The organism is Sphingobacterium bovistauri (assembly GCF_020295405.1).
Lineage (GTDB): Bacteria > Bacteroidota > Bacteroidia > Sphingobacteriales > Sphingobacteriaceae > Sphingobacterium > Sphingobacterium bovistauri.
The window spans coordinates 17480-31438 of the sequence record NZ_JADEYP010000018.1 but is presented as its reverse complement, the minus strand read 5'-3'; the positions used below and the strand labels follow the sequence as shown (position 1 = coordinate 31438).

The following is a 13959-nucleotide window of genomic DNA, read 5'->3' as shown; positions in this document are numbered from 1 at the left end:
CAAGTCCTAGGTTATGAATGTACGAATATTATTATCTGTTCTTCTTTTTTACATACCTGTACAGGCTCAAACATATTTTCCTTCAATATTTCAAGGTATGGGAAATACAGGATTAGCTTCAGAATCTGTATATAGTATTTCAACAAATGGAGCTGGTATAGCTACTCTTCAGCGTCCTACAGCTGCTTTAGCTTATCAGCCGCATTTCATGACAAAAGATTTACGTACCCTAGCCGCATATTGTGGAATTCCCCTTAAAAATATTGGCTCTTTTGGATTGGGGGTTCGCAATTATGGCATAGCACAAGTTTCATCTTTTCTTACAGGCAATTTTACTTATAGTCGGAATTTTGGAAATATATTTTCAACTTCCTTAACTGCCAATTATCACCATTATAATGTTAAAAATTATATTGCAGATAATGCTTTCTCGCTTGATTTAGGAGCATTGGTGAAATTTGGTGAGCAAGTGAATGTGGGTTTTTATTTCGAAATGCTACATTATCTAAATTTAAAGATGATACAGGACAATATCTACCTACTGAATTGGCAGCAGGATTTTTATATAAAATGTCAAAGGAATTGGCTGTGGCGGGGGATGTTTATTACGAATTTGAGGAGGGAATCAATGCACGTGGAGGGGTTAGCTATTCAATTGCAGATATTGTTATTTTACGTGGAGGATTGGCCGCTAAGCCAATTCAGTATTTTGGAGGGATTGGGTTGAGATGGGAGTCATTTCAATTCGATGTTTCCTCTGCTTTTCATCAACGATTAGGTTCTTCACCTCAAGTGGCTTTGTCCTATGCATTTTAGGCTTTTCATATTGTCTTTAATAATCACAATATGTGCTAGCAATTGTTTTGCTCAACTGCAAGAAACAACTATTGAAGAATCATTACTCGAACAAATCAGTGAAGAGTTGGGTGAAAATGTAGATGTAAGTGATGTTTTGGAACGTCTACAATATGTATTAAGGCATCCATATGATTTAAATAAGGTAACAGAAGAGGAATTAGCTGGTCTTGTCTTTCTTTCTCCACAGCAAATCTCTAACCTAATCGCACACCGTGAGGAGTCGGGTGATTTTATCAATATACTAGAACTGCAAGGAATTGTTGGGATGGATATGAAAACTATTAATCTATTACGTTCTTTTGTTAAGGTTGGTGAGGTATCATCCTTTAAGGATCTGTCTTGGAAGTCTATTCGTCAAGATGATGAACATTCTTTGTTATTACGATATGGTCGTACGTTGGAGAATCAACAAGGCTATGATATCAATGATACTGAACGTTCTCAATATTTGGGTGATAAAAATGCTTATTCACTTCGATATAGATGGAATTATCAACAAAAACTTAAAATTGGTATTAATGCAGAGAAGGATGCTGGTGAGCCATTTTTTAAATTAAAACAAAATGCTGGTTTTGATTTTTATTCTGGTTATTTAGAAGTGAATGATATTAGCAAGGTGATTCAAAAGATTGTAATAGGCGATTATTCATTGCAGATTGGACAGGGGGTAATACTGTGGAATGGTTTAAGTTTTGGTAAGGGCGCATGGATAGGGGCTGTGGCTCGGCAAGGGATAGGTTTAAGATCATATTCGTCTATGAACGAAAATAATTTTCAACGTGGAATCTCTGCTCGACTGAAGTTTAAAAATATAGAATGGACTCCTTTTGTCGCGTATAACCAATTGAGCGGCAATGTAGAAGAAACTGACTCTTTGAAACTGATAAGAACAATAAATATATCTGGATTACATCGTACGCCTACAGAACAATCTTATCGCAATACAATCGGACAGCTGGTCGCTGGTTCAGCTATAAAATATAATTATAATCGATTGAAATTGGGTTTCACAGCATTGTATACAGGATTTAGGGGCAAAAAAATCAAATCAGATGATATCCGAAATCAGTATGATTTTGAGGGGAGCAACCTCATGCAATTGGGAGTAGACTATAACTATAATTTCCGAAACTTTTATTTTTTCGGTGAAACTGCTCATAATATTGGTTCTGGTTTTGCAACGGTTAATGGTTTAATAGCAAGTTTACATACAAAAGTTTCGGTATTTGCGAATTATCGGAACTTTCAACGTAACTATCATGGCTTCTATGCACAAACTCTTAGTGAAGGTACAGGGGTAGCTAATGAAAAAGGTTTATATGCAGGTCTTGTTTATCATGTGACTCGCAAATTTGAATGGGTTAATTATGTGGATGTTTTCAAATTTCCATGGTTACGTTTTCGTGAAGATGGACCGAGTGATGGTGTCGATTTTCTTTCTCAAGCGACCTATTCTTGGTATAAGCGGGGAAAATTTGTGTTGCGATATCGTTATCGAATAAAGCAAGAAAACCTGGCTTTGCCACAGGCAAATGAAAACATCTTAGCTGATGTAGTTCGTAATCAATTTCGTGTAGATTATGAATATAAGCTGAATGACACTTGGAATATTAAGTCTCGGGCTGAACTTTCCCTATTTGATAAAAAGAAAGAAAGTAGGAGTGAAGGCTATATGATTTTTCAAGATGTATATTGGAAGGGGCTGAAAAATAAATTGCAACTTAATTCTCGTGTCTCTTATTTTAATATAAAGGATTATGATTCTCGCATTTATGCTTATGAAAGTGATGTGCTTTATGGAGCTAGTTTTCCGATGTATTATGACCAAGGGATTCGTTCGTATGTGAATGTAAGGTGGAGATTGTCAAGGCATATTGACTTTTGGTTACGGTACTCGATTACATCGTACCTTGATAGAGAAAACATTGGTTCTGGATTGGATTTGATAAAAGGTAATAGGAGGTCTGATATTAAATTGCAGGTGCGATGGCAATGGTAAAGGACGATATATTGGATTTGACTAGTGGGAAAGTTCCTATGTTAAAGTCGCTGGTGCTTTATGTATGCGGAATACTTATCGCCTCAGTTTGTAATTCAAGTTTTTCTCCAATAGTTTCAATTGTATTTATCAGTGTATTCATGCTGATTTACATTTCAATTTCTTGTTTTACAAAAAATAACCAAAAAAAATTATTTACATTTTGCTTTAGTCTAATTGTTGTTTGTTATGGCTATTTCAAATATTCGAGTACTCAAGCAATACATATAAATAATTATTATGAGGAGTCTCTTGCGGTACAATACATCGGTATAATTGAAGATGAGCCAGTTGTTAAAGAAAAAACAATTCGATTTCCAGTTCGGATTTTTCAAGCTATAGATTCAACAAAAACTACGGAAGTGACAGGTGAAATCATGATGACTATTTTGCGTGGTTCTATACGTGAGGATGAGTACAATTATGGAGATAAGATTGTATTTTTAAACAAGATTAAATTAGTAAATCCACCATATAATCCGAAAGAATTTGATTATAGGAACTATTTGTTAAATAAAGGAATTGGTCAGCAATGTTTTTTGCAGTCCGAAGAATTAACCATTTTAGGTCATGATTTTGGGAATCCAATAATTACTTATTCTCTCAATATTCGGTCAAAACTAATAGAAAAGTTTAGAAGATATATTAGCGATGATGAAGCTTTTAATGTTGCGGTAGCTTTAATATTTGGTTATCGTTCCCAAATTGATCAAGAGACTATTTCGGCTTTTACCAACACTGGGACAATACATGTTTTAAGTGTTTCGGGCTTGCATGTGAGTCTAGTTTTTGCTTTACTCAATATGCTGTTGTTTTGGATGAATAGGTTTCGATTTGGCTCTTTAATCAAGTCGATTATCATCCTCATCGCGATTTGGGGGTATGTAATTCTGACGGGTATGAGTCCACCGATATTACGCGCAGGAATTATGATTTCTTTCTTTGTGAGTTCTATAATCATTAATAGAAAGCAAATCCCATTAAATACGCTGGCTGCTTCTGCGTTTTTTATATTATTATTCGCTCCTAGTTATCTCTTTGATGTTGGTTTTCAATTATCCTATTTAGCTATTTTGGGTATTATTCTGCTGTATCCAATTCTTGAAAAATATTATCTAAGTTCAAATAAATGGATGAACTATGTGTTGAAATATACATATGTGTCTATTTCTGCACAATTATTCACATTGCCATTGACATTATATTATTTTGGACAGTTTCCCAATTACTTTCTGTTAGCTAATTTATTTATCGTTATTCCAAGTACTTTGGTTATGTATGTGGGGATTGGTTTGGCGCTATCACCAATAAATTTTACAAATAATCTTTTTGGCAATGTCACAGAATGGTTGTTGAATTTTATGATGCAGGGGTTGAAATGGATGGAACATTTACCTTTAGCTGTTGTTAATGGGATTGATTGGCATTGGAGTCAGGTTGTGATTCTCTTAATAGCTATTTTGGCTTTAATCATAGCGCTGAATGTCAAATCAGCAAAGTCTTTCTAACTGTTTTTGACCTCGTTGTTAGTGCTGACAATGTTTAATAGTTTTCAATACATTCAGAAATCTTCGTATTCGGCTTTAAAATTTTATAATATCCGTTCGGAAGTCGCTATTTCGGCTGTAAAAAATAATAATGTGGTGTTATTTTCTACTTTAGATTCTTTACAGCATAATACTTTACAATATAGTGTTTTACCCGATTTGAGGCAATATGCTTCTGATACGAAGGTTCAATTTCAAGTCATAGCAAATGAAGAAAAGCGAAATAGAATAATCGAGCTAAATGGAACTAAAATAATGATTTTGGAGAGTAAAGTTAAGGAATTGCCAACTGCTGTTGATTTTATTTTGTGGCGCAAGAATAACTATTCTGATATTGGTTTGTTGCAAGAACTTAGTCCAAATGCAATTTTTATTATCGATGGTAGTAATAGCGATAAAACAATTGACCGAGTGCAAAGAGCTTTTCAAAGTAATCCAGAAAGACTTTATATTCTAAAAAATAATTTTGCTTATGTTTGGGATGAGGAATACTAATGAACAATTCGATTCATGTTATACTAAAACAATATTGGGGATTTGATGACTTCAGACCCTTGCAAGAAGATATTATTCAGTCTGTATTGCAAGGTCGGGATACATTGGCACTGATGCCAACTGGTGGTGGAAAATCTATTTGTTTTCAAGTACCAGCCATGGTACAAGAAGGAATATGTATAGTTATCTCGCCTTTGATTGCTTTGATGAAAGATCAAATCGAGCATTTGCGTAGTAAAGGTATCGAAGCAATAGCTATTTATTCGGGCATGAATTACCGTGAGGTGGACATTGCATTGGATAATTGTATTTTCGGAAAGATAAAATTTCTTTATATCGCCCCCGAGCGTTTTTATTCGGACTTGGTTCGTGAACGTATCAAATACATGAAAGTTAATCTTTTTGCGATTGATGAAGCACATTGTATTTCCCAATGGGGTTATGATTTTAGACCGTCTTATTTGCAATTGTCCGAATTGCGAGAGGCGCACCCTACTATTCCTATTTTAGCGCTCACAGCAAGTGCAACACCGCGTGTAGTGGACGATATTCAAGAACGATTAGATTTTAAAGCGAAAAATGTTTTTTCTAAGAGCTTTGCTCGCCCAAATTTGGGCTATATGGCATTGGCGGAAGAAAACAAGATGAATAGAATGCTGCGTGTAGTAAAAAAGATAGGTGGTTCAGGTGTGGTCTATGTTCGTAACCGAAGAGAAACGCAGGAGGTCGCTCGGTTTTTATTAAATCACGGTGTTCCTTCGGATTTTTATCATGCAGGCTTGGGCATGAAAGAAAGAGAAGCCAAGCAGAATGCTTGGACTTCTAATAAAATACGTGTCATCGTAGCAACGAATGCTTTCGGGATGGGCATTGATAAGCCAGATGTGCGTTTTGTAATTCATATTGATATTCCAGATTCGCTGGAGGCTTATTATCAAGAAGCGGGTCGAGCAGGTCGAGATGGCAAGAAAGCTTTTCCAGTTTTGCTGTATCAGCAAGAAGATCGAGATAAGCTGTGGAAAAATTTTCAGGATAGTTTTCCTTCGGTACAGTTTATTCAGCAGGCTTACCATTATTTAGCTAACCATTATCAGATTGCATATGGGGCAGGGAAGAATATTACTGTTGATTTTGATTTGGTAGAATTTGCGAAGAAATATAAACTTGAGGTTTTGCCAACAATGAGTGCTTTAAAGTTTTTGGAGCGTGATGGCTGGTTGAGTCTATCCGAAGCGGTATTTATTCCATCGCGTTTTAAATTTGAAATAGATTTTCAAGATTTATATAAATTTCAAATTCAAGCAGCGAAGTACGATCCTTTAATTAAGGCAATTCTTCGAACATATGGAGGTGTTTTTGATTTTTTTGTTCCAATCAATGAATTCGAATTTGCCAAAAAATTAGGTGTTCCATATGAAACCATTGTACAACTGTTGGAAGCTTTGCAAAAGCAACAAATCGGCACATATTTAAAAAGTACAGACAAACCGCAATTGACATTTTTGCAACCTCGGGTAGATTATAAAAATCTATTTATTGATGCAGATTTTATTCGAGAACGAAAGGATGTGAAGGAGGAGCAGATAAAGGCTATTTATCATTTTTTGGATACTAAATCGTGTCGAAGTAATGCTATCTTGGAATATTTTGGCGAAAAGATAGGGGAAACTTGTGGTGAATGTGATTTGTGTCTCAAACGCAAGCATACTGATGGCGTAGAAAGTAGGATAGAGCAAGAAATTAGAATTCTTTTGCTTGAAAAACCTTTAACCCTACACGAATTAATAGATAATATTTCGGTAGGTGATGATCAAAAAAAGCTTAATCTATTAAGAGAATTGGTTGATGATAGTAAAGTCGCTTTGAATGGCGATACTTACTCATGGGTCGCTAATTAAAATATTTTTTACTAAAATCAATTACGGTTACGTTAACAATTTATTTATATTCGTAAGTATAAACCATACTTATGATAAATTATACAAGACGTGACTTTATTGGAGCTAGTGCATTAGCACTTGGCGGATTGATTTCTAATGAAGCATTTGCTTTTTTGAGCTCAAATAACAAAAAACGTATTGGTATCATAGGATTAGATACTTCCCATTCTTTAGCTTTTACAAAAACATTATTTCAAGAATCGGAAAGGTTTCGAGGATTTAAAGTTGTAGCGGCCTATCCATTTGGTACCAAAACAATTCCTTCTGCGACATCAAGGATACCACAATATACTACGGATATCAAACAATATGATGTTGAGATCGTAGACTCAATAAAATCTCTTCTTAAAAAAGTCGATTTCATATTGTTAGAAACGAATGATGGTCGATTACATTTAGAACAGGCTAGGGAAGTTTTCAAAGCGAAGAAACCTTTATTTATAGATAAACCTTTAGCTGCGTCTTATCGGGATGCAGCTGAAATATTTGCATTATCAAAGAAGTATAATGTGCCATTTTTCTCCACATCTTCTTTGCGTTACATTGAAGGATTACAAGATGTAATTGCTGGTAAATATGGAAAAGTTTTAGGCGCAGATGTGTATTCGCCGGCTGCAATTGACCCAAGTCATCCTGATTTTTTTTGGTATGGAATTCATGCCGTAGAAATGCTTTTTGCTGCAATGGGATTAGGGTGTCAGTCTGTTAGTCGTACACATACACAAGATGCTGATATATTGGTCGGTGTATGGAATGATGGGCGTATAGGTACTGTACGAGGCACAAGGTCTGGTCAAGCTGAATTCGGAGGTGTGATTCATTGTGAAAAGGCTACGGTGAAATTGGGAAAGTTTGAGGGTTATAGTCTTCTGCTTGATGAGATAGTGAAGTTTTTTGATACCAAAAATATACCTTTTGATGGTCAAGAAACACTAGAAATATGTGCATTTATCGAAGCTGCAGATTTAAGTAAAGCCAATAGTGGACAAAAGATAAACTTAGCTGCGGTAACTAATTTTTAGTATTTAGGTAGAGAAATTTAGAATTGGATGAAGTTTCGCTTTTTATATGTTTTTACACTAATTATGATGGTTGGATGTATGCAGAAGTTTACAGATAGTAACATTACAAAATTAATTGTCATTGACCCACAACATTTTCATGCTGCTCTTGTCCAAAAGTATACACACCCAACGATTGATTCTACTGTTCAGCTGTTTGCACAGAGAGAAGAAGATGTGGTAGGATACAATACCTTGATTTCACAGTTTAAAACGCGTGATAATCAGCCAACTAACTGGGAGACGAAATTTTATTACGATAGTGATTTTGTATCCAAGGCATTTACCAATACTGATGGTAATCTAATAATTCTTGCAGGAGATAATAAGAAGAAAATCTCATACATTGAGTCTGCGAACGCACAAGGTTTGGATGTTTTTGCAGATAAACCATTAGTGATAGACAAAGATGGTTATGCTAATTTGGAAACACTACTTCACCAGCGAAAGGGCTTGATTTATGATATCATGACTGAAAGATATGATGTAAAAAATGAACTAATAAAAGCACTTATTTTGGATGAAAGTTTTAGTGGAGGATTCGAGAATAACGCTACAGTTCCATTAATTTCATTTTCGAGTACGCACCATATTATTAAGAATGTTTCGGGTAAACCTTTAATTCGTCCTATCTTATTTTTTAATACAAACCAACAAGGGGAAGGATTAGTTGACGTGACGACCCATTACATAGATTTGGTGCAATGGATGTTATCATCAGAAAAAGTTATTGAAATCAAAAGAGATGTAAAATTCAAAAATTCTAAGCGTTGGAAAACATCTGTTTCTAAAGATCAATTTTCAAAAGCTACCAATTTGACCGAATTTCCAAATGAATTGTTACCATTTGTTAAGGACGATAACCTAGAATTATTTTGTAACGGTAAAATTGATTACCTATTCAAAGATGTCCCAGTCTCTATTAATGTGCAATGGAATGTTGAATCGTTGGATGGAAAAGGGGATCAGTTTTATGCTAAATTTCAAACACGAAATTTGAACATTGAAGTAAAGCCAAATGATATGGGTAAGTCAACTATATATGTTTCACCTATTCATGCAGATAAGTCTTTTGGCAAAAAAATGAAAGAGGCATTATCCAGGTCACATCGATTTGCTGCTGTTGATTTTATAGAGAATGCTAATTCTTTTCAGCTAATTATTCCTTCAGAGTTATACTTAAGCCATGAAGATCATTTTGCTAAAGTATTAAAACAATTCTTAAATTACAGAAAAAACCGAAAAATCCCAGATTGGGAAACATCTTTTCTGTTAGCTAAGTACTATCTTACTACAGAGGCACTTGCTAATGCTGAAACTTATTCCTTTTAGTAATGGAAACCTTTAGAATAACCAACTTATAAAATATAAATATCTACAAATGGCAACTGATTACGATGTGATAATAATAGGCTCAGGGATTTCTGGGGGATGGGCAGCCAAGGAATTTACAGAACGAGGATATAAAACATTGGTCCTTGAAAGAGGACGAATGGTAAAACATATCGCCGATTATCCAACTGCCAATATGGATCCTTGGGAATTTAAATATGCCAATGGAAAAACTATAGCAGATAAAACCCAAAATCCTAATCTTAGCAAACATTATGCTTATACTGAGGCAACCAAACATTTTTATGCGAATGAGGAGGATCAACCCTACATACAGGAAAAGCCATTTCATTGGATAAGAGGTTACCAAGTCGGTGGCAAATCATTGTTGTGGGCGAGACAGACTCAACGTTGGTCTGATTTCGAATTCGAAGGGCCTAAAAAGTATGAATTTGGTATAGATTGGCCTATTCGATACGCTGAGTTGGCCCCTTGGTATTCGCATGTAGAACGCTTTATTGGAGTATCGGGAACAAAAGATAATATTGAAAATTTACCTGATTCAGAAGTAGTTGGTGCTTTTGAAATGAATAAGGTGGAGCGAATTATTGCAGATTCTATCAACGCTAAGTACAACGATCGTAAAGCTATAATTGGCCGCCACGCAAATTTGGCTGAATTAAAAGAAGAACAAAAGAAACAAGGGAGAACGGCTTGTGTAGCTCGGGGAAAGTGTGAGCGAGGCTGTCCATTTGGTGGTTATTTTAGTTCCAATTCAAGTACATTGCCTTATGCTGAGAAAACAGGGAATCTTACCATTATTCCAAATGCTATTGTTTCCTCAATAGATTATGATACGGTAACAGGAAAGGCTTCTGGAGTGACCGTAATCGATGCTACAGATAAAACAGTACGTAAATATACTGCTCGTGTAATATTTTTAAATGCGGCAACACTGAATTCTAATTTAATACTATTAAACTCTAAGTCGGAAAGATTTCCGGATGGATTGGGGAATGATAGCAAAACTTTAGGGCGTTATATCGTTTTTCATAATTATAGGGGGCGTATCCAAGCAGATTTTCCAGGGCATGAAGATTCTTATTATTACGGACAACGTCCTACACAAGTTTTTATTTCGGCTTTTAGAAATATTAAATCCAAAACAAAAGATTTTAAAGGGTCTTACCTGATGGCTTTTTCAGCACATCGAGGGAGAGGTGTAAGTGTTGATGGTCCGAAAGTCGGTGGAAAATATAAAGATAGTTTGAGTGAGGTCGGTGGATGGAAGGTATCTATGATGATGCAGGGAGAGGTGATACCTACTTATGATAATCATGTGCGACTGAGTGATCAGAAAGATAAATTTGGACTTCCGCAGCTCATCACGAGTGTCGCGTATACGGATAATGATGTAGCGATGATGAATGATTTCTTTGAAGAAGGAAAGAGAATGTTGGCTGAAAGTGGCTGTACAAATATTGTAGTTAAAGATCATCATGTCGAATTTGGACGTCAACCAGGTTTGGAAGTTCATGACATGGGCGGTGTTCGTATGGGGAATGATCCAAAAACTTCGATGTTAAATAAATTTAATCAACTTCACGCCTGCCCAAATGTATTTGTTACTGATGGTGCATGTATGACTTCAGGTGGTAATCAAAATCCATCACTCACCTTTATGGCATTGACAGCGCGTGCGGCAGATTATGCAGATCAGCAGATGAAGAATGATGTTTTGTAACTGTCTCATTTATAAAATTTAATGTTTTAAAAGTTTCTAGTTCTCCAAAAAAAATGATAGCTTTAGTATAACCAAAATAAACTTTTTTTATGGAGAACTATATGATTTATTTACCAGCAGCGCTCGCTGTTGTGGGATTACTATTCATGGTTTCAAAAGCGAATTGGGTCAATAAGCAAGACTCAGGAGAAAGTAAAATGCAATTTATTTCGAAGAGCATTAAGGAAGGGGCAATGGCATTTTTGAAAGCCGAATACCGTATTTTATTCATTTTTGTGGTTATTGCAGCGATTGCATTATTTTTCGTTTCGACTTTGGTCGAAACAACACATTGGATTATTGTTGTGGCTTTTGTGTTTGGCGCATTTTTCTCTGCATTAGCAGGAAATATTGGTATGCGTATAGCAACAAGTGCCAATGTGCGCACGACGCAAGCTGCGCGTACAAGCTTGCCTCAAGCATTGAAAGTTTCATTCTCAGGCGGTACGGTGATGGGATTAGGTGTTGCGGGATTAGCTGTGTTAGGATTGAGCATTTTCTTTCTATTATTTCTCAACATGTTCATTACAGAAGGAGGGAATTTCTATAATGAAATGACTGTTGTACTCGAGGCTTTAGCAGGGTTTTCGTTAGGCGCTGAATCGATCGCTTTATTTGCGCGTGTTGGTGGCGGTATTTACACGAAAGCAGCAGATGTAGGTGCGGATTTGGTAGGTAAAGTGGAAGCTGGTATTCCCGAAGATGATCCACGTAATCCTGCAACGATAGCGGATAATGTTGGGGACAATGTAGGCGATGTGGCAGGTATGGGAGCAGATTTGTTCGGTTCTTATGTGGCTACGGTTTTGGCTTCCATGGTTTTGGGTAATTACATTATCAAAGATATGGCTGAGGCTAATGGAGGTGTGTTTACCGATGCTTTCAATGGTATGGGACCAATTCTTTTACCAATTGTGATAGCTGGAGTAGGTATTCTAGCTTCCATTATCGGTACTTTTTTTGTGAAAATATCCAGTAATGACGCGAAAGAAGCACAAGTACAAGGTGCTTTAAATTTAGGAAATTGGATTTCCATTATTCTGACTGTCATTGCGTGTTTCTTTTTGATTCAGTATATGCTACCAGAGGTTATTAAAATGAAATTCTTTGGTGAGGGCTATAAAGATATATCGCGAATGAATGTGTTTTATGCGACTATTGTTGGTTTAGCGGTTGGAGGACTAATTTCAGCTTTCACGGAATATTATACGGGTTTGGGTAAAAAACCAGTTTTGAATATTGTTAAAAATTCATCGACAGGTGCTGCTACAAATATTATTGCAGGTTTGGCAAATGGTATGATTTCTACTTTTTCGTCTGTATTATTGTTTGCTGCTGCAATTTGGGGTTCGTATTCGTTGGCTGGATTTTATGGCGTAGCGATTGCTGCTTCAGCGATGATGGCGACTACAGCGATGCAGTTGGCTATCGATGCTTTTGGTCCAATAGCTGATAATGCTGGTGGAATTGCGGAGATGAGCGAGTTGCCAAAAGAAGTACGTCAACGCACAGATGTATTGGATTCTGTAGGTAATACAACGGCTGCGGTGGGTAAGGGCTTTGCTATCGCTTCAGCAGCATTAACAGCCTTAGCGTTATTTGCAGCATACGTTACTTTCACGGGTATTGATGGTATTAATATCTTCAAAGCAGATGTTCTGGCTGCGTTGTTTATTGGCGGGATGATTCCAGTCGTGTTTTCAGCTTTAGCGATGCAATCTGTTGGTAAAGCAGCAATGGATATGGTTAACGAAGTGCGTCGTCAGTTCCGCGAGATTCCAGGGATTTTGGAAGGGACAGGGCAACCCGATTACGGTAGGTGCGTGGATATTTCGACCAAAGCGGCATTACGTGAGATGATGTTGCCAGGTGCAATGACAATTATTACACCTATTATTGTAGGGTTTGTGATGGGAGCAGAGGCTTTAGGTGCTTATATGGCAGGTGTTGCGGTGTCTGGTGTCATGTGGGCAATTTTTCAAAATAATGCTGGTGGCTCTTGGGACAATGCAAAAAAATCTTTCGAGGCGGGTGTGGAAATTAATGGTGAATTGACATTCAAAGGTTCGGAAGCGCACAAAGCTGCGGTCACAGGCGATACGGTAGGTGATCCATTCAAAGATACTTCCGGTCCCTCGATGAATATTTTGATTAAATTAACTTGTCTGGTCGGATTGGTGATTGCACCGATTTTAGGTGGTCACACCTTAAGCAACGCTAAAAAGGATAAAGTCGTAGAAACAAAGGAAAAGATTGTTCGGGTAGAACAGAAGAGATAGTTATGTTACATAAAAATTATACATAATTGCTATAACTTATAAAGTATGACTTTTCAACATGTCTAGTATTAATAAAAAAAGGTAGCTATTATAGCTACCTTTGACAAAATAAATCTACAAAAAGTGTGGTATTGGTATCAATTTGAGGTTTATTAATAGTTTTATAATGTGTTTTAAGAGTTGTATAAACTCCAATATCACTTTTGTCATCAATAAAAAGTTGATAACTTTCTGTTTAACATTGGTTAAACATTTACTAAGTTTACACTCAGAAAGAAACCTCCTCTTCCAGAAGAAGGTTCGTTGATAAATTTTAGTATTTATCTTCATATTAATAAACAAACAGTTTTTAATGAAAGTCAATGATTATGTTGGAGTTATCATTGACTTTCGCTGTTTATACAAATATCGCAAAGATTTTTTCCGAGAGGTAGTTATACTTATTCACATTTTCAACAAATATTCCTGTTCAATAATTGATGGAACATGTGTTTTATCAGGCAAAATGCGTGAAAACTAAATATTTTAGCTTTATTGGGTTGTGGATAACTTTAAAATAGTATTCTGCAACCTCTATATGTTATTTATAATTTCATATATATTTACACGCTGTAGATTAATGTTTT

Annotated in this window: 9 protein-coding genes; all 9 read left to right on the top strand. The window is 36.0% G+C overall.

Annotation, left to right across the window (positions count from 1 at the left end):
• Window positions 1-13: 13 nt before the first annotated feature.
• Window positions 14-727 carry a hypothetical protein gene (locus IPZ78_RS10515; protein WP_225553449.1) on the top strand — a complete coding sequence of 238 codons (714 nt, stop codon included), beginning with the start codon at window positions 14-16 and terminating at the stop codon, window positions 725-727.
• Between the two features lie 99 nt (window positions 728-826).
• The gene (locus IPZ78_RS10510; protein ID WP_225553447.1) at window positions 827-2857 is read left to right on the top strand and encodes a ComEA family DNA-binding protein; all 2031 of its coding nucleotides are present in this window, start codon (window positions 827-829) and stop codon (window positions 2855-2857) included.
• Window positions 2845-4404 carry a ComEC/Rec2 family competence protein gene (locus IPZ78_RS10505; RefSeq protein ID WP_225553445.1) on the top strand — a complete coding sequence of 520 codons (1560 nt, stop codon included), beginning with the start codon at window positions 2845-2847 and terminating at the stop codon, window positions 4402-4404. The genes IPZ78_RS10510 and IPZ78_RS10505 overlap by 13 nt, the downstream gene beginning before the upstream one ends.
• Before the next feature lie 30 nt (window positions 4405-4434).
• Window positions 4435-4938, top strand: coding sequence for a hypothetical protein (locus IPZ78_RS10500; protein WP_225553442.1), 504 nt, complete (start codon window positions 4435-4437; stop codon window positions 4936-4938).
• Window positions 4938-6836, top strand: coding sequence for a RecQ family ATP-dependent DNA helicase (locus IPZ78_RS10495; protein ID WP_225553440.1), 1899 nt, complete (start codon window positions 4938-4940; stop codon window positions 6834-6836). Before IPZ78_RS10500 ends, IPZ78_RS10495 begins: the two co-directional genes overlap by 1 nt.
• Window positions 6837-6907: 71 nt before the next feature.
• Complete coding sequence (locus IPZ78_RS10490) at window positions 6908-7900, top strand: Gfo/Idh/MocA family protein (RefSeq protein WP_225553438.1); 993 nt, start codon at window positions 6908-6910, stop codon at window positions 7898-7900.
• A gap of 27 nt (window positions 7901-7927) precedes the next feature.
• The gene (locus IPZ78_RS10485; protein ID WP_225553436.1) at window positions 7928-9271 is read left to right on the top strand and encodes a putative oxidoreductase C-terminal domain-containing protein; all 1344 of its coding nucleotides are present in this window, start codon (window positions 7928-7930) and stop codon (window positions 9269-9271) included.
• A 49-nt stretch (window positions 9272-9320) separates the two neighbouring features.
• Window positions 9321-11015 (top strand): GMC oxidoreductase, encoded by a 1695-nt coding sequence (locus IPZ78_RS10480; protein ID WP_225553433.1) that lies wholly within the window; start codon window positions 9321-9323, stop codon window positions 11013-11015.
• Window positions 11016-11104: 89 nt separating this feature from the next.
• Window positions 11105-13333: a sodium-translocating pyrophosphatase gene (locus tag IPZ78_RS10475; RefSeq protein ID WP_225553432.1), complete on the top strand. Its 2229-nt coding sequence runs from the start codon at window positions 11105-11107 to the stop codon at window positions 13331-13333.
• Window positions 13334-13959 lie beyond the last annotated feature (626 nt).